The 17,814-nt window shown below is 45.8% G+C and carries 14 protein-coding genes and 1 other annotated feature; all 14 genes read left to right on the plus strand.

Features of this window, described 5'->3' with window-relative positions; genetic code table 11:
* Window positions 1-25: 25 nt before the first annotated feature.
* The 14 genes from rplT to BM243_RS01560 all read left to right on the plus strand — a co-directional run bounded on the left by rplT (window position 26) and on the right by BM243_RS01560 (window position 17,753).
* Entirely contained in the window at window positions 26-382 is a 357-nt protein-coding gene (rplT, locus tag BM243_RS01495; RefSeq protein WP_074909427.1) for a 50S ribosomal protein L20, read from the plus strand.
* Between the two features lie 232 nt (window positions 383-614).
* Window positions 615-1,970 carry a TrkH family potassium uptake protein gene (locus tag BM243_RS01500; protein WP_074909435.1) on the plus strand — a complete coding sequence of 452 codons (1,356 nt, stop codon included), beginning with the start codon at window positions 615-617 and terminating at the stop codon, window positions 1,968-1,970.
* A gap of 10 nt (window positions 1,971-1,980) precedes the next feature.
* Complete coding sequence (locus BM243_RS01505; RefSeq protein ID WP_074909438.1) at window positions 1,981-2,646, plus strand: potassium channel family protein; 666 nt, start codon at window positions 1,981-1,983, stop codon at window positions 2,644-2,646.
* Window positions 2,639-3,442 (plus strand): TrmH family RNA methyltransferase, encoded by an 804-nt coding sequence (locus BM243_RS01510; protein WP_074909440.1) that lies wholly within the window; start codon window positions 2,639-2,641, stop codon window positions 3,440-3,442. The genes BM243_RS01505 and BM243_RS01510 overlap by 8 nt, the downstream gene beginning before the upstream one ends.
* A 129-nt stretch (window positions 3,443-3,571) precedes the next feature.
* Window positions 3,572-3,787: a binding site (T-box leader), on the plus strand.
* Between the two features lie 42 nt (window positions 3,788-3,829).
* Entirely contained in the window at window positions 3,830-4,852 is a 1,023-nt protein-coding gene (pheS, locus tag BM243_RS01515) for a phenylalanine--tRNA ligase subunit alpha (RefSeq protein ID WP_074909443.1), read from the plus strand.
* A 12-nt stretch (window positions 4,853-4,864) separates the two neighbouring features.
* On the plus strand, window positions 4,865-7,228 hold the full coding sequence (pheT, locus tag BM243_RS01520; protein WP_074909446.1) for a phenylalanine--tRNA ligase subunit beta: 2,364 nt from the start codon (window positions 4,865-4,867) through the stop codon (window positions 7,226-7,228).
* Window positions 7,229-7,394: 166 nt separating this feature from the next.
* Complete coding sequence (zapA, locus tag BM243_RS01525) at window positions 7,395-8,015, plus strand: cell division protein ZapA (RefSeq protein ID WP_074909449.1); 621 nt, start codon at window positions 7,395-7,397, stop codon at window positions 8,013-8,015.
* Window positions 8,016-8,114: 99 nt separating this feature from the next.
* A complete protein-coding gene (locus BM243_RS01530; RefSeq protein ID WP_083422541.1) occupies window positions 8,115-10,460 on the plus strand; it encodes a U32 family peptidase in 2,346 nt (781 codons plus the stop codon).
* Window positions 10,460-12,805, plus strand: coding sequence for an endonuclease MutS2 (locus BM243_RS01535; RefSeq protein ID WP_074909452.1), 2,346 nt, complete (start codon window positions 10,460-10,462; stop codon window positions 12,803-12,805). Before BM243_RS01530 ends, BM243_RS01535 begins: the two co-directional genes overlap by 1 nt.
* A gap of 2 nt (window positions 12,806-12,807) precedes the next feature.
* On the plus strand, window positions 12,808-13,239 hold the full coding sequence (locus BM243_RS01540; protein ID WP_074909456.1) for a 2-thiouracil desulfurase family protein: 432 nt from the start codon (window positions 12,808-12,810) through the stop codon (window positions 13,237-13,239).
* Entirely contained in the window at window positions 13,239-14,270 is a 1,032-nt protein-coding gene (locus BM243_RS01545; RefSeq protein WP_074909460.1) for an alpha-hydroxy-acid oxidizing protein, read from the plus strand. Before BM243_RS01540 ends, BM243_RS01545 begins: the two co-directional genes overlap by 1 nt.
* A 204-nt stretch (window positions 14,271-14,474) precedes the next feature.
* Entirely contained in the window at window positions 14,475-15,383 is a 909-nt protein-coding gene (locus tag BM243_RS01550) for a phosphate acyltransferase (RefSeq protein ID WP_074909462.1), read from the plus strand.
* On the plus strand, window positions 15,380-17,155 hold the full coding sequence (gene iorA, locus BM243_RS01555) for an indolepyruvate ferredoxin oxidoreductase subunit alpha (protein WP_074909465.1): 1,776 nt from the start codon (window positions 15,380-15,382) through the stop codon (window positions 17,153-17,155). The genes BM243_RS01550 and iorA overlap by 4 nt, the downstream gene beginning before the upstream one ends.
* On the plus strand, window positions 17,148-17,753 hold the full coding sequence (locus tag BM243_RS01560; RefSeq protein WP_074909468.1) for an indolepyruvate oxidoreductase subunit beta: 606 nt from the start codon (window positions 17,148-17,150) through the stop codon (window positions 17,751-17,753). Before iorA ends, BM243_RS01560 begins: the two co-directional genes overlap by 8 nt.
* Window positions 17,754-17,814 lie beyond the last annotated feature (61 nt).

A 17,814-nucleotide genomic window follows, 5' to 3' on the forward strand; every position in this document is an offset into this window, starting at 1 on the left:
TTAGAAGGATACAGGAGGATTAAAAATGGCAAGAGTTAAAAGAGCCTTAAACGCTCGTAAGAATCATAAAAAAGTACTGAAGCTTGCAAAGGGATACTACGGTGCAAAGAGCAAGCTGTTCAAAACAGCAAATGAAACTGTTATCAGAGCTCAGAGAAATTCCTATATCGGCAGAAAGCTGAAGAAGAGAGATTTCAGAAGACTCTGGATCGCTAGAATCAATGCAGCTGCTAGAATGAATGGTCTGAACTACTCCAGACTGATGAACGGTCTGAAGATTGCTGGAATCGACATCAACAGAAAGATGCTTTCTGAGATCGCAATCCATGATCCAAAGGCATTTGCAGTGCTCGTTGAGACCGCAAAGTCCAAATTAGCATAAAACCATCAAAATCACCTGTTTTCAGGTGATTTTTTATTTTCCGATTTAATACCAATGGTTGAACATTTCAGAATTATTCTATAAGATGAAGAGTAAGATAGATTGCCGCTCTTATAAAGTCTGACAAGAGTGGTGTACTGATTAATTATTTACAAAAGGCATCTTGCAAAACACAAAAAAAGGCGTACAATAATCCGAGTGACAGGCTAATATTGACAAACGAGGTGCTCCTATGGAGAACATAAAAAAGAAGAAACATCTAAGTCCTTTTAAAATACTGGCAATAGGATTTGCCACAGTCATCCTGACAGGAGGAATTCTCCTGTCCCTTCCAATATCCTCTGTATCTGGCCAATACACAAGTCTTCTGGATACCATTTTCACCGCAACCTCTGCGGTCTGCGTAACGGGGCTTGTGGTTCTTGATACAGGAACCTACTGGTCGGTATTTGGACAATGGATTATTTTAATCCTAATCGAAATCGGCGGCCTTGGATTTATGGCATTATCGACAATCTTTGCACTGCTTCTTGGAAAGCGTATCTCCTTAAGAGAACGGCTCGTTATGCAGGAAGCATACAACACTTTTTCTTTACAAGGTGTCATCAGCCACGTTCGTTATATGCTGTTTTTCACCCTTGCCGTACAGGGAGGCGCTGCTCTCATACTGATGACACAGTTCATTCCCCTATATGGGATCGGAACAGGAATATATTATGGAATCTTCCATGCGATATCAGCATTCAACAATGCAGGCTTTGATCTGCTGGGCAACTTCACCTCAGTCACTGTACTGAACACCAATAAGGTGGTGCTGATGACCTTAGGAACACTGATTAACATCGGTGGACTTGGCTATCTCGTATGGCGTGAAATCATCAGCAGCATCCGGTCGAAAAAGAAGTTAAAGAACTTCAGCCTTCACTCAAAAGTGGTTCTGACCATTTCACTGACCTTAGTATTATTCGGCTCATTGATTTTCCTGATCTTTGAGTGGAATAATCCTGCAACCATGCAAGGGATGAGATTTTCAGATAAAATCGTCAACTCGTATTTTTCTGCAACTACCCCTAGAACAGCCGGCTTCAACAGCATCTCGAACTCCGAGATGTCTCCCGCCGGAAAGCTTCTGACCATGGCTTATATGTTTATTGGTGGTTCTCCAGGTTCTACAGCAGGAGGTGTAAAAACCACCACACTGGGTATCGTGATTTTCACACTGATTTCTGTCCTGAAAGGGCGGGAAGACGTGGAGGTCTATCACAAGAAACTCTCACAAAGCACTGTATACCGCGCAGTGGCAGTTTTCTTGCTTGGCATATCCATTGTAATTATGGGCGTCATGGTGCTATCCATTGCAGAGGTAGGAGCAACCTTTGAAGTCATTCTTTATGAAGTCCTTTCAGCCTTCGGCACCGTAGGACTGACCCAAGGCATCACACCAAGCCTCACTGCAGTCAGCAAGGTCACTTTAACTCTCATCATGTATATGGGAAGAGTGGGTCCATTAACCGTCATGCTGGCCTTAGCAGGAAAACAGAGTAAAGCAAACGTTAAATATCCAGAAGGAAAACTTCTGATAGGATAAGGAGAACGACATGAAAGCAAAACAATTTATTGTAATAGGACTAGGCCGATTCGGCCAAAGTGTTGCAAAGACACTATTTCAAATGGGATACGACGTTTTGGCTGTGGATGATGATGAAACCACCATTCAGGAAATTTCCGATTCAGTTACCCACGCAGTTCAAATGGATGCTACAGATGAGTACTCCTTGCGAACACTGGGTGTCAGAAACTTTGATATTGCAGTAGTTTCTATTGGTACAAATATCCAGTCTTCCATCATGGTGACATTGAACCTAAAAGAAGCTGGCGTAAAAAAAGTCATTGCAAAAGCTACCAACGAAATGCACGCAAAGCTGCTGACAAAAATTGGAGCAGATCGGGTGATTCTTCCAGAATATGATATGGGTGTCCGCGTGGCACACAATTTGGTTTCTTCCAACATTCTTGATTTCATCGAGCTCTCACCTGATTATTCCATCATAGAGGTCAAAGCACCTGAAAGCTGGATAGGCAAAGACATCAAGACCTTGGATGTCCGGGCAAAATATGGCATCAACATCATGGCGGTGAAATCAGGTATGGATATCAACATCTCTCCAAGTGCAACAGACCTGATCAAACAGGAAGATATCCTTGTCGTCATTGGTTCTATTGATGATCTGTCACACATTGAAGGACTTGTGTCCAATGACTGAGTTCCGGATTGAGAGTAAATCAAACCCTGTGATCAAAATGGCGAAAAAACTGAAAGAGAAGAAATACAGAAATGAGAGCAGACGATTTCTTGTGGAAGGATTCCGGTTTCTGGAAGAAGCGCTGAAATCCGGGAAAAAAGTTGACAAGATCTTTTATGTTCCGGAAAAAGAAGACGACTTCAGAAAATATATTGAGCCTAATCTGAAAGGGGAAGAGATTTATACCGTACCTGAAGCTCTATTGAAGGAACTGTCCTCTACGGTCCATCCCCAAGGGGTGGTTGGAATCGTCCAAATGGATGAATATTGTGAAACTAAGGACTCAGTCCCTTTCAGGAACTCCATGTATGTTTATTTAGATGGACTGCAGGATCCGGGAAATCTTGGCACCATCATCCGCTCTGCCCATGCTGCAGAAGCTGGCGGGATTCTTCTTGGAAAGAACACTGTAGATCCCTACAGTGACAAAGTCCTCAGAAGCTCCATGGGCTCAATATTTCATCTCCCTCTCTACAGTGATGGGGATATGATGCTGAAAAAACTCCAGAGTCAAGGCTATAAACTTGCCGTTACGAGTCTGGAGGCAACAAGAAGTATTTATGAGGAAGATCTTACAAAGAACCTGATCCTCGTCATCGGCAACGAGGGCAGTGGGGTGACAAAGGAGATTCAGGAAAACGCTGAAGTGCTTCTGAAAATCCCAATGCCTGGTGGTGCGGAGAGTCTTAATGCAGCTGTTGCCGCATCTGTTGTACTGTTCGAAAAGGTCCGTCAGACTCAAGGAAAGTCTCTCTAATCAAGACTTTATTGAGCTCAGTGTACAGTGTCAGATCTCCATAGATCCCATAGAATCGATGGGAAGTCGCTGAGAATGGCTTGCACATTTGCAAAATACCTTTTATAATAGATTAGAACTCAAACTGAATACTGTGCGAGGATGAAGAGAGTACCTGTACCCCTTCCAGTTAGGGAAAAAAAGCCATGGACTGAAAGCTTTTTATGGAAAGATACAGCGAAGTTCACTTTGGAGCATCAGAGGGGAAATCCAGTAGTCTCTGACGGGTAAACCGATACATTTAACTGAGCGGACAGAAGAATTCTGTCAATCAGGGTGGTACCACGGAAGTATTCCGTCCCTATTTATTAGGGGCGGTTTTTTTATTTATTTTGATAGGAGGAACATATGAGAGAACAAATTGACGCGATAAAACTGAAATTCAACGAGAGACTGACAGCTCTGTCCACCAGTGAAGAACTGGAGAAGCTGCGTGTAGAGGTTCTGGGCAAGAAAGGAGAGTTCACCCAGATTCTCCGAAGCATGGGCAGCCTCAGTGCAGAGGAGAGACCCCTCGTCGGAAAACTCGTTAATGAAGCAAAAGAGGAGCTGGAGGAAAAAATCCGCTCCGTGAAAGAAAGTCTCAAAGAACGTGCTACAGACACCAAACTGAAAAATGAGGTCATAGACATTACGCTGCCTGGGGTAAAATCTCCCATGGGCGGAAAACATCCCCTTATGATGACCATGGAGAAGATTGAGAACATCTTCCTGGAAATGGGATTCACCATTGAAGAGGGACCTGAAGTAGAACTGGATTACTATAACTTCGAAGCGCTGAACATTCCGAAGGATCATCCCGCAAGAGGAGAACAGGATACTTTCTATATTGACGATCAGGTGGTACTGAGAACACAAACTTCTCCAGTACAGATCAGAACCATAGAAAACCAGAAACCGCCCATCAAGATGATTTCTCCTGGTAAAGTCTACAGATCCGATGATGTGGATGCAACACATTCCCCCATCTTCTATCAGATTGAAGGCCTTGTGATTGATAAAGGAATCACCTTTGCAGATCTTAAAGGCACTTTGGATCTTTTTGTGAAGAAGATGTTTGGAGATGATATCATCACCAAATTCAGACCCCACCACTTCCCATTCACAGAACCCTCTGCAGAAATGGACGGTACCTGCTTTGTATGTCATGGAGAAGGCTGCAAGGTATGTAAAGGCGAAGGGTTCATGGAACTTCTAGGCTGCGGTATGGTGCATCCCGAAGTACTCAAAAAGGGCGGGATTGATCCCGAAGTCTATTCCGGATTTGCCTTTGGCTTCGGTCTGGACCGTATGACCATGCAGAAGTTCGGTATTGACGACATCAGACTGCTGTATGAAAGCGATATGCGTTTCCTGAAGCAGTTCAAGTAGGAGGAAGTAGAGATGAAATTACCAATAAACTGGCTGAAAGACTATGTAGATATAGATGTGGACGGAAAAACCCTTGGCGATGCTCTGACCCTTTCCGGCTCTAAAGTGGAAGGTCTCGAGAATCCCTTTGATATACTGAAAAACATTGTCACCGGAAACATCACAAAAATTGAAAAGCATCCGGAAGCGGATAAACTTCAGGTATGTACCGTGGAGATCGGTGAGGCGGAACCCATTGTCATTGTCACCGCTGCAACCAATATGAAGGAAGGCGACACAGTTCCAGTGGCGCTTCACCAGTCCACTCTTTTTGACGGTTCCGAAATCAAAAAAGGAAAGCTTCGCGGCATCTTATCCAATGGGATGTTTTGCTCTGAAGAAGAACTGGGACTGAAAGAAAAAGGCACCTGTGACGGTCTCATGATCCTTCCTCTGCATACTCCAGCAGGAAAAGACATCAAAGAAGTCCTTGGCTTGAACGGTGGTATTCTGGACCTGGAAATCACCTCCAACAGACCCGATTGCCTCAGCATCCTGGGTCTTGCCAGGGAAGTTTCTGCTGTATACGGCACCACACTGAAAAAACCTGACCTGGACTTCAAGTCACAGAAAAAAGACGTGGATCCCGTGAAAGTTTCTATAGACACACCTCTTTCCAGAAGATATATGGCCCGGGAAGTTGTGGATGTTGTCATCGGGGAAAGTCCGGATTTTATCAAGAGCAGACTTTTAGAAGCTGGCATCAGACCCATCAGCAATATGGTGGATTTGACAAACTTTGTGATGCTGGAAATTGGTCAGCCTCTTCATGCATTTGACAAAAGAGAAATCGCCTCTGGCCATATCCGTGTCAAAGAAGCAGCCGGTGGAGAGAAATTCACAACCTTAGACGGAAACGAGCGGACACTGAGAGAAAAAACACTGCTCATCATGGATGATAACAACATCATCGGACTTGCAGGTCTTATGGGCGGTCTGGATTCAGAGATCAAAGAAGACACTACCTCTGTCATACTGGAATCTGCAAACTTTGATGGTGTGACCATTAGAAATGCATCCTCTTATCTGAATCTTCGCACCGATGCTTCCACAAGATTTGACAAAGACATTGATCCGAATCTGGCAGAACTTGCCTTAGACCGAATCTGCCATCTCATTGAGAAGCTAGGCATCGGAAAGGTGCTGGACTATACTGTGGATGTTTATCCCATGAGAAGAGAGCCCAATCAGCTGGCTGTATCTACCGAGTACATCAACGGGTTCCTCGGAACAGATCTTTCCAGCCAAAAAATGGCGGACATCCTGAACGCCTTGGAGATTGACACAAAGGTGGATGGAGATGTTTTAGAGATCACCACGCCAACCTTCAGAAATGATCTGTTCATCAAGGAGGACATCGTGGAGGAAGTAGCCAGGATTTATGGCTACAATAACATCACCCCAACCGTCCCACATGTGAATGCAGAGCGTGGAGGTAGATATCCTTATCAGATCTTAAGAAAAAGGCTTGAAAATTCACTTGTGGCGCAAGGTCTTTACGAATCCATCAGCTACAGCTTCATTTCCAGAAAGGACCTGCAGAAAATACTTCTGCCTGAGGACTCTCCATTAAGAAATATGGTGGAGATCCGAAATCCTCTGGGCGAAGATTTCTCCGTCATGAGAACCACCATGATTTCATCTATGATGGAATCTCTGGCTAGAAACGAAGCAAGAAGCAACGAAGAAGCCTCTCTTTATGAGATTGGCAAGATTTACCTGAAAAATGAAAGTCCGCTGCCTGAGGAAAGAGAAATTCTTACCGTAGGACTCTATGGAAAGGATCTCTTCTATCACCTGAAAGGCATCATAGAAGTCATCATTGAAGAGTTTGGTCTCACCAATATCTCCTACGAACGGGCAGACCATCCTTCCTTCCATCCTGGAAAATCCGCCCATGTTCTTTTAGGGAAAAAGAAACTTGCAACCTTTGGTGAAATCCATCCAAAGGTTTCCCAGAACTACAACATGGAAAAAGCATCTTACATTATGGAACTGGATCTTATGACCCTCTATAATGCAGCCGTGACCGAGAAAAAGTATGTGGAGATTCCAAAATATCCTTCTGTCACCAGAGACATTGCTGTACTCATTGATGATGCTGTACTGGTTCAGGAAATGGAAATGATCTTCAAGAAGCAGGGGGGATCCCTTCTTGAAAGCTACACACTTTTCGATGTCTATAAAGGAAAACAGCTTCCAGAAGGAAAGAAGAGCGTCGCCTACAATTTAGTCTACCGGAACAAGGAACGGACTCTGACTGATAAAGAAGTCAATAAAGTTCATGAAAAAATCGTCCGTACACTGGAACATATGTTGGGGGCAGTACTGAGATAATCGGAAAAGAATCTTTAGAATCCGTCAGGAAATTCTTCCTGACGGATGATTTTTTCAAGAAAACGAGCTATAATATTAGATACTGATGAATAATTGAGAATATTGAAAAATATAAAGATGCTAAAAACACAATGCATTCGGGGGCATGCAGAAAGGGGACGACAAGATGAATAAAGTGACGGTACGGATCTGTGGTCAGGAGTACACCTTAAAGGGTGAGGAACCTGAGGAATATCTAAGAAAAGTCGGCAAAGAAGTACATCAGATGATCAGCTCCATGATGGAGAGAAACCGTCAGATGGATACTTCCTCCGCCTCTGTTCTGGCTGCGCTTAACGCCGTGGACAGACTATACAAAAAACAGGATGACCTGGAGAACCTCAAAAAAGAGGAAGGATCTGTGTACAAAAAAGCAGCGGGCATGAAAGAGGAAATGCAGCTTCTTGAGAATGAGGTGGAGAGAATCCAAAAGGAAAACAACCAGCTGAAAGAAACTCTCTCAAAACTTCAGGAAGAGGACAGCCGCGAAAAACTGGGCAAAGAGAGGGAAATCAAAAGACTGGAAACAGAGCTGAGGCTGACTCAGGACAGCGCCAAAGAATACCGTGATGAGAACGAAAGCCTCTCCAAGCTGAACAAAGAGCTGAAGTTTGAGCTGCAGTCCTACAAATATAAAGTGCTGGAGCTTCAGAAAAAACTCTTTGACACTCAGCTGACCCAGACGAAAGAGCTGAAAGAAAAAGAAAAAAAAGAAAAGAATCCCATCTTAAAAGAAAAATCCAGGTAGAAACGCCGGATTCCTATGAAAACCAGAACGAAGAGGTCCTTCGTTCTGGTTTTCATGCTATAATAGATAGGTAAATTTTAAGGATTGAGGTAGATTTTTGTGAGATATATAGAACTATTAGCACCAGCAGGCAGTATGGAATCCTTGGTGATGGCTGTGCAAAATGGAGCCAACGCTGTTTATCTTGGCGGAACCAAATTTTCCGCCAGAGCCTATGCCACCAACTTCACTGAAAAAGAGCTCGAAGAAGCGGTAGATTACTGCCACAGCTATGATGTTCGAGTAAATATCACGCTGAACACTCTTCTGAAAGACAATGAGCTGGAGGAAGCTGTGTCCTATGCATCCTATCTCTATAAAATCGGTGTGGATGCCCTCATCGTTCAGGATCCAGGGCTCATCTACAGATTACGGACAGAGCTGCCGGAGTTTGAGCTCCATGCATCTACTCAGATGACAGTCCATAATGGAGAAGGCGCTCTGTATTATACAGAGAAAGGTATTCGGCGGATTGTGCTGTCCCGGGAGCTGTCCTTTGAGGAAATCAAAGAAATCAGTGTGGACCTTGGTGTAGAAACCGAGATCTTTGTCCATGGTGCCCTTTGTATCAGCTATTCTGGGCAATGCCTCATGTCGAGCATCTTAGGCGGGAGAAGCGGAAACCGCGGAAGATGCGCCCAGCCCTGCAGGCTCCCTTATGACCTGATGGATGGGAGGGGCACTTCCAGAGCCAAAGCTTATCTCATGAGTCCGAAGGATATCACAGCCATAGACAACATGGATGAGATTCTGGATTCCGGTGTGTATTCCTTGAAGATTGAAGGAAGAATGAAACGTCCGGAATATGTGGCGGCCACAGTACAGTATTTCAGGGAAGAGATTGAAGGATACAAATCCAATAAACATAAAGAAAACCTCCTGAAAGTCTTCAACAGAGAAGGGCTTTCCGATGGTTATTTCCATGGTAGGACCGGTAAAGATATGATGGCCTTCCACTACCCTAAAAACACAGGGGTACCCATCGGGAAGGTCCACGGGGACGGAAGTCTCCAGCTGGATGCGCCTCTAAAAAAAGGTGATGGTCTTCGAGTCGGAGAAAAGGGACTGACTGTAGAAGGAATCCGGGACGGAAAAGATGTAAAAGACTCTGCAGCCGCGGGCGAACAGGTGAGACTCATCGGGAGAAGCAAGTTGCCTGAGGGAGAGCTCTATAAAACCTATGATTTTGAGCTGATGGATCAGCTCAAAAGAAGCCACAATGGTCTGTACGATAAAAAAATAGGCCTCACAGCCGAACTAACCTTTGCCCCTGGTGAGGAAGCCTCCCTTACAGTGATCTATAAGGACAGAACGTATCAAAAGTCTTCAAAAATGGTGGAGAAAGCGCAAAAAGCACCCCTTTCCAAAGAGAGAGTGGAAGATGCGCTGAAGAAAAGTGGCGAGATTCCTTTTGTCATAGAAACCCTCCATTTCACAAAATTCGAGGAAGGCTTTCTGCCGGTGAAAGATCTCAACGAAATGAGAAGGCTGCTCCTGGAAGACATCGTAACTTATGAGGTGCAGAATAAAAAAAGGACCGGAGGACGTCAGGAAAAAGAAGCTCCTTTTCTTGAGAAAAGACAAGAGAAGCTGCGCCTTGTGGGCATCTCCACCAAAGATCAGCTGAAAGCCGCACTGGACAGTGATATGAAAGAGCTGGTACTTTATCCGTTTTACCGGGGAGAGAGACACCTCAATTTCAAGGATGTGGCAGATCTTCTGAAAAACCAGGAAGAACTGGGTCTGAAGATTTATCTGAAGGTCTCCAATATTTTGAGAAAAGAGCTGCACGGCGTGGTCTCTAAAGTAAGGGACCTGAAAAAACATGGTGCAATAGAAGGGATCGTCACAAATAATGCGGGTGTCCTGCGTGCCCTCCACAAGGAGTTCCGGATCATCGGCGACTATAAAATGAACCTTATGAACAGCTATGCTCTTCATCTTTATGGAGAAGATCTTTATATGAGTATGGTCAGTGAAGAGCTGAACCGTCAGGAACTGAAAGATCTGAAACATAAAGACCGTCTGATTACTCTTGTCTATGGAAGGCAGGAGCTCATGCACAGTGAGTACTGTCCTGTGGGTGCTTCTTTAGGGGGTATGACACGGGAAACGCCATGCAATGAGATCTGCATGAGAGATACCTTTTCTCTGAAAGACCGTATGGGTGAAGAATTCCCCGTGATGACGGATGTGTTCTGCAGAAGCTACATCATGAACGGCAAACCCAAGAATCTTCTGGACACCACAAAAGATCTGCAGTCCCTAGGATTCACCTCCTTCCGTGTGGATTTCACCACCGAGTCCTATGAAGAAGCCCTGGAGATTCTGAGAGCATTCAAAAACGAACAAGCCTTAACCCTCGAAGCATTCAACCGCGGACATTATAAAAGGGGAGTGGAATAGTGAACGAAAAAAATATACAAAAACTGGAATTCCCAAAAATCCGGGAAAAAGTAGCCGCCTACGCGGTATCTTCTCCAGGAAAAGAAGAAATCCTGAAGCTTATGCCCTTCACCTCCAAGACAGAAATCCTCCGCGCTCTTCAGGAGACCAACGAAGCGAAAAGTCTTCTGGATGAGAAGGGAGGCGCTCCTTTTGAAGGGGTCTATGATGTTCTTGGCACTTTAAACTATATTGGGAAAGGAGGCACCGCCTCCATCGACGGTCTTATTAAAACCGCCAACATCTTGAAAAGCGCCAGACTTCTGAAAGACTATGTGGGCAAAGATGAAAAAACAGGTGCACTTCAGGAGCTCACTGCTGGTGTCACATCCTTAAAAAATCTGGAGAACGCCATCTATCAGGCCATCACAGATGAAAATGAGATTGCAGATCATGCCAGTGACGCACTGTTAAGAATCAGACGGGCACTTCGTGAAAAGACTGCCAGCGTCAAGGATAAAATTCAAGGAATGGTCCGGGAGAATGAGAAATATCTTCAGGATGCCATCTATACTGTCCGGGGAGACCGCTATGTCATCCCGGTAAAAGCAGAACACAAAAGTCAGGTGAAAGGCCTGGTCCATGATCAGAGCGCATCCGGCGCAACTCTTTTCATTGAGCCCATGGGGCTTGTGAATCTCAACAATGAGATCAAAGAACTGATGCTGAAGGAAAAGGCTGAAGTGGAACGGATTCTTATGGAACTGTCTCAGAAAGTGGACAAGGACTTGCCTTTCGTCAAGACCAATGCCGACATTGTTTATGCTCTGGATGTGATCTTTGCAAAGGCGAAGTATTCCATCAGAACCGATGGCACCATACCTGCACTTATGGATAACCTCACATTCAATCTAAGAGATGCAAGGCATCCTCTCATTCCAGATAAAGTCGTGGTCCCTTCCACCATCTACATGGAAGAAGGCATCACTGCCATCATCATCACAGGACCCAACACTGGAGGTAAAACGGTGACGCTGAAAACCGTCGGCCTTCTTCATATTATGGCCATGTCCGGCATCCTGATTCCGGTCACGGATGGCTCCAGCATTGGTCACTACAGCAGTATCTATGCAGACATCGGGGATGAGCAAAGTATCGAACAGAGTCTGTCCACCTTCTCCTCTCATATGGTGAACATTGTCCATATCATTGAAGAAGCAGATGAAAGAGCTCTTGTTCTTTTTGATGAGCTTGGCGCAGGAACCGATCCAACAGAAGGCGCGGCTCTGGCCATGGCCATCTTGGAAACACTGAAGGAGCGGGGACTTCACATTATGGCCACCACCCATTACAGTGAGCTGAAAGCCTACGCACTGAAATCGGATAAAACCACCAATGCATCCGTGGAATTCAACGTGGAGACGCTACGTCCAACGTACAGACTCCTTATTGGCGTGCCTGGAAAATCCAATGCATTTCTCATTTCCAAACGTCTTGGACTTCCGCAAGAATTTATAGAACGTTCCAGAGCTTACATCGATAAAGAAGCCCTCCGGTTTGAAGAGCTCATTGAGAGCTTGGAAAAATCCAGAAGAGATGCTTCTAAAGATGCCCGCTTTGCAGAAAATATCAAAAATGAGCTGAAAAGAAAAGAAGAGGAGCTGGAAAAGAAGCTTCAGCGGATCGAGGAAATCCGAGAAAAAGCTCTGGGGGAAGCTCGCCAGGAAGGAAAGAAGTATCTGCAGGAAGCCAAAGAGAAGGCCGATGTCCTCTTGAAGCAGCTTCGTGAGATCGAGCAGAATGTGGATCTCAAAGACAGCAGAAGAAGCCTGCAGTCTCTCCGGGATACACTGAAGAAGGATCTTGAAAAAGGAGAACAGAAGGAGCTCTTCGAACGTGTGGAAGGAGAAAAGGTCACAGAGTTCAAAGAAGGACAGGAAGTGCTTCTGTCCACGCTGAACCAGAAAGTATCTATTCTCAGTCTCCCGGATGCCAAAGGAGATCTGATGGTACAGGCGGGTATCATGAAACTCTCTGTAAACAAAAAAGATCTGGTGGTGCTGAAGGAAGACAAGAAACAGAGAAAATTTGAAAAGCGTGAGGCAAGGCTCAATTTGAGAAGCGTCTCCACCAGCTGCGATGTCCGGGGCAGTGATGCCCTAGAGGCGGAAAGAGCGGTGGATTATTATCTGGATGAGGCCTCCATGACAGGTCTTCTGGAAGTCACCATCATCCATGGCATGGGTACAGGCATCCTGAAAGAACATCTGTGGGATATGTTCCGTCATCATCCCCATGTGAAGAAATACCGTCTGGGTGAATATGGAGAAGGAGGAAAAGGCGTGACCATCGTCACTCTGAAATAACCATGAGAGAAAAACTTTTGGTCTCTTCCTGTCTTTTGGGCGAGAAAGTGCGCTATGATGGAGAAGGATTTCATTATCCAGAAGTTCTTGCTCTGTCGGGTAAATATGAACTCCACCCGTTCTGTCCTGAAGTTTCCGGGGGACTTCCCATCCCAAGAACTCCAGCAGAGAGGCTTGGAGCGAGCGTATGGACAAGAACGGGAAAAGACGTGACAGCAGAGTACAGGCTCGGTGCTGAAAAAGCTCTGGCATACTGCCTGAAAGAAGGCATCAGAAAGGCTGTACTGAAATCAAGAAGCCCTTCCTGCGGAAGGGGCCGCATCTATGACGGCACCTTTTCCCAAACATTGGCTGAAGGCCACGGAGTCACAGCAGAGCTGCTTTTGGCTCATGGCATTGAAGTATATACAGAAGAAGATTTAGGAGGTCTCTAATGACATTACAGGAAGCAAAACAACAAGCGAGAGAAAAAATGATGCCCCAGTGCCGTATGTGCAAAGAATGTGATGGGGTAGCCTGCAGAGGCGAAGTGCCAGGAATGGGCGGGAAAGGAACCGGAGCAAGCTTTATCCGGAACGTGGAAGCTCTGAAGAACATCACCTTGCATCTGAAAACCATCCATGATGTGAAGGATGCAGACCTTTCTTTCACGCTCTTTGGCAAAACCTTGTCCATGCCAGTGATGCCTGCACCAGTCACAGGTGTGAACATCAACATGGGCAACAAAATGACTGAAAAAGACTATATCCGTGGCGTGGTGAAAGGCTCTGAAAAAGTGGGTATTCTGCCTATGGTGGGAGATTCAGCCTTCAAGTCCTTCCTGGAGGACAACCTCAGTGTGCTGCAGGAAGAAAATATGGCGGGCATTCCGTTCATTAAACCTTGGAATCAGGAGGAGCTCTTTGCAAGAATTGATCTGGCCATGGCATCCAATCCTGTCGCTCTTGGAGTGGACATTGACTCCGCAGGGCTTGATACTTTGAAAATCCACGGCCACAGGGTCGATCCGAAGTCTCTGGAAGAGCTGAAAGCCATCAAATCTTATCTCACAGTTCCTTTTATCGTCAAAGGAATCATGACCGTTGAGGAAGCAATGCTTGCAGTAGAAGCAGGAGCCGATGCTATTGTGGTCTCCAACCACGGCGGCCGTGTCCTTGATCATGCAAGGGCCACCATATCCGTTTTACCTGACATTGCCAAGGCTGTGAACGGCAGAGTGCCTGTTCTTGCAGACGGCGGCATCAGAAGTGGTGTGGATGTATTTAAGTTCCTGGCTCTAGGCGCGGATGCTGTCCTCATCGGCAGACCTTTTGCCCAGTACGCCATCGGCGGTGGGGAAGAAGCTGTGGAGCTTTACGCCAAAAAGATTGCACAGGAGCTGAAAGGCGCTATGCTTCTCACGGGCATCAAAGACCTTCAGACGCTGAAGGAGCAGGGCAGAAGCGCACTGCATTTTGAAGTCTAAATCATTACGAAACTGCCAGTATCTGTTTTATTTTATTGACAGGTTATTTTGATTTTCGTGAAATCTCTGACGGAATTTGTATAGTTTGTCCATTCAATTGATAATGTAAAAAGGATATTTTATACTGAAAGAAGATGAACCTTTGGTTTCATCTTCTTTTTCACCTTTATTGTATACGTTATCAAAGTATAGGAGGGGTATTTTTTGATTACCAGTTTAAAGGAAATACTGACATTGGCGAAGAATCAGAAGAAACGCATTGCAGTCGCCTGCGCAGAGGACAAGGATGTTCTGGTATCACTGAGTGAAGCGGAGCGCCATGGTCTTGCCACATTTCTCCTTTATGGGGATGCTCTGAAAATCAGGGAAGTCATGGAAGGGAACAATCTATCCTTCCGTCATGCGGAAATCATCGATGTGAAAACACCCGAGGAAGCCGCATATGAAGCCGCAAAATCCATCTCTGAAGAGAGAGCGGATATTCTTATGAAAGGCCTTGTGGACACGAAAATCCTGTTGAAGGCTGTGCTCAGCAAAGATCTCAATCTGCGTGGGGGCGGGATTCTGTCTCATGTGATGATCTATGAATTAAAAAATTATGAAAAGCTGATTCTTCTTACAGATGGAGGTATGGTGATGAAACCCAGCCTCGAAGACAAAAAGGGAATTATAGAAAACACCAGAATCCTAGGAAAAATCCTGGGACTTCAGCCCATGAGGGTGGCTGCATTGTCTGCTGTCGAAAAGGTGAATCCAAATCTGGAAAGCAGCACTGATGCCCATGAACTGAAAGAGTTCTATCAGGAGGATGCAGAGCTTCTGGTAGAAGGTCCTTTATCCTTCGATATCGCCATATCCAAAGAATCTGCACAACATAAAGGGTATCAAGGAAAAGTCGCTGGAGATGCCGATGTGCTTCTTGTGCCGAGCCTTGAATCCGGGAACTTCCTCGGAAAGTCCTTTACCTATATGGCAGACGCCGACAGTGCAGGCATCATTCTAGGCGCTAAGTGTCCTGTGATTCTGACCTCCAGGTCTGATTCCAGCGAAGCAAAACTCAACAGCATCGCACTGGCTGTACTCATGACAAGAACCGAGGGGGAAACCATATGAAAGCATTGATGACCGGAAATGAAGCTCTTGCAAGAGGAGCCTTCGAAGCAGGAGTGCACTTTGCCTCCGCATATCCAGGGACACCTTCCACCGAAATCCTGGAAAATCTTTCCCAGTATAAAGAAGTCTACTCCGAATGGGCACCAAATGAAAAAGTGGGTATGGAGGCCGCTTCAGGAGCATCCATCATGGGTGCAAGGGCACTGACCACCATGAAGCATGTAGGCCTCAACGTGGCCGCAGATCCTTTCTTTACCATGGCTTATATCGGTGTGCTGGGTGGATTTGTCATCATCAACGCAGATGATCCAGGCATGCACTCTTCCCAGAATGAGCAGGACAACAGATTTTATGCGCCTCACGCGAAGGTCCCTATGCTGGAGCCTTCAGATTCTGAAGAATGCCGTATCTTCACCAAAAAAGCCTTTGAGATCAGCGAGGAGTTTGATACCCCTGTGATGATCCGCACCACAACAAGAGTAAACCACTCCAAGTCTCTGGTGACTCTAGAGGACAGAGTGGAGATCCCTGTGAGAGAATACAAGAAGGACAAACTGAAAAATGTCATGACTCCAGGTCACGCCCAAAGACGACATCCCATTGTGGAAGAACGTCTGAAAAGCCTTGAAATCTATAACTGCCACAGTGCATTAAACAAAGTGGAGAAACATACAGAGCAGCTGGGCATCATCACTTCCGGCATCTCCTATGCCTATGCCAAGGAAGTGTTTGGTGAAAGCGCTTCTTATCTGAAGCTGGGCATGACGTTCCCGCTGCCAAAAGAGCTGATTCAGGAATTTGCCAAAGAGATGCGGGAAATCATTGTCATAGAAGAGAATGAGCCTTATCTTGAAAAGGAGATCAAGGCCATGGGCATCCACTGCACCGGCCGGGATGTCCTTCCTACCTGTGGCGAACTGAATCCAGAGATCATCCGCGAAGCATTCTTGTCAGAATCTCCTAAAATCCCTCCCGTGATGGAAAGCAAAGCCCCTACGCGACCTCCTGTGCTCTGTGCCGGATGTCCCCATAGAGGATTCTTCAATGCACTGAAAACGGATAAGGACATCATCGCCTCCGGAGACATCGGCTGTTACACCTTAGGCGCCATGGACCCCATCAATGTCACAGATACCGTCATCTGTATGGGCGCTTCTATCTCCGCAGGAACGGGAATGCAAAAAATACTGGAGCTCCAGGGAGATAAAAAGAAAAAGATCTTTTCTTTCATTGGAGATTCCACTTTCTTCCATTCCGGCATCACGGGACTAGTGAACTCCATCTATAACAAAATCCCACTGGTCACCGTCATCATGGACAACCGCACCACAGGCATGACAGGTCACCAGCAAAACCCAGGAACCGGAAAAACCCTCATGGGAGAAACTGCAGGCGACATCAACATCCCAATGCTTGTCCGTTCCCTGGGCATCAAAGACGAAAACATTAAAATCATCAACCCTTACTATCAGGAGAAGGCAAAGGAAGTCATCAAAGCAGCCAAAGCTTGCGAAGAGCCCTTTGTCATCATCACCCAGGAGCCCTGCGCACTTTTGAAGGAAGTTCAGGTTCTTAGAAGAAACTCCTATGTGGAGATTGATCAGGAGAAATGCAAAAAGTGCAAAACCTGTGTGCGTACCGGATGTCCTGCCATTTTCATGAAGGACGGCAGTGTATTCATTGACCGTGAGATGTGCAATGGCTGTACACTCTGCTATCAGGTCTGTCCGTTCCAGGCCATTGAAAAGAAGGGGGATCTTGTTCATGCGTAAAGAAGCGAACATTTTATTTGTCGGGGTAGGCGGTCAAGGGACCATCTCCGCCTCGAATCTTCTGTCGGCAGCACTCATCGAGCTGGGATTTGATGTGAAAATGAGTGAAGTCCACGGTATGGCACAGCGGGGGGGAAGTGTATCCACCCAGGTGCGCTACGGGGAAAAAGTGCATTCTCCGCTCATAGAGAAAGGCACTGCAGATTACATCATGTCCTTTGAAAAGAGTGAATCCCTCCGATGGATCGGATTTCTGAAAGAAGAGGGAAAAGTGATTTCCAGCCTTCATGAGATCCGTCCCTATCTCGTCAACGTAGGCAAAGAGGTTTATCCTGAAAACTCTCTTTCTGAACTGAAAGAGAAGGGAATAAATGTCATTTCCCTGGACGCACAGGAAAAGGCCATTGCCTTGGGCAATGGGAAGGCGGCCAATATGATTCTTCTGGGGATCCTTGCAAAGGAGCTGGGTCTTTCCCAGGAGCTTCTTGAAAGACTCATCCAGCAGTATTTTAAGCCACAGCTGCAGGAAGTGAATCTGAAAGCGCTGCAGGAAGGATACCGCTATGATGAAACCCATTCAGCTACTCTGACAATTTAAAGAGCATTCTAAAAACAAGAAGGAGCATCCGACCTGGATGCTCCTTCTTGTTTCATAAATA

Source organism: Proteiniclasticum ruminis (genome assembly GCF_900115135.1).
Classification (GTDB): Bacteria; Bacillota; Clostridia; order Clostridiales; family Clostridiaceae; genus Proteiniclasticum; species Proteiniclasticum ruminis_A.

Excerpts from the sequence above, each read along its gene's own strand:
- BM243_RS01545 (WP_074909460.1), top strand. The coding sequence starts at position 13,239 with ATGACATTACAGGAAGCAAAACAACAAGCGAGAGAAAAAATGATGCCC.
- rplT (WP_074909427.1), top strand. The coding sequence starts at position 26 with ATGGCAAGAGTTAAAAGAGCCTTAAACGCTCGTAAGAATCATAAAAAA.
- zapA (WP_074909449.1), top strand. The coding sequence starts at position 7,395 with ATGAATAAAGTGACGGTACGGATCTGTGGTCAGGAGTACACCTTAAAG.
- iorA (WP_074909465.1), top strand. The coding sequence starts at position 15,380 with ATGAAAGCATTGATGACCGGAAATGAAGCTCTTGCAAGAGGAGCCTTC.
- BM243_RS01505 (WP_074909438.1), top strand. The coding sequence starts at position 1,981 with ATGAAAGCAAAACAATTTATTGTAATAGGACTAGGCCGATTCGGCCAA.
- BM243_RS01500 (WP_074909435.1), top strand. The coding sequence starts at position 615 with ATGGAGAACATAAAAAAGAAGAAACATCTAAGTCCTTTTAAAATACTG.
- pheT (WP_074909446.1), top strand. The coding sequence starts at position 4,865 with ATGAAATTACCAATAAACTGGCTGAAAGACTATGTAGATATAGATGTG.
- BM243_RS01560 (WP_074909468.1), top strand. The coding sequence starts at position 17,148 with ATGCGTAAAGAAGCGAACATTTTATTTGTCGGGGTAGGCGGTCAAGGG.
- pheS (WP_074909443.1), top strand. The coding sequence starts at position 3,830 with ATGAGAGAACAAATTGACGCGATAAAACTGAAATTCAACGAGAGACTG.
- BM243_RS01510 (WP_074909440.1), top strand. The coding sequence starts at position 2,639 with ATGACTGAGTTCCGGATTGAGAGTAAATCAAACCCTGTGATCAAAATG.
- BM243_RS01540 (WP_074909456.1), top strand. The coding sequence starts at position 12,808 with ATGAGAGAAAAACTTTTGGTCTCTTCCTGTCTTTTGGGCGAGAAAGTG.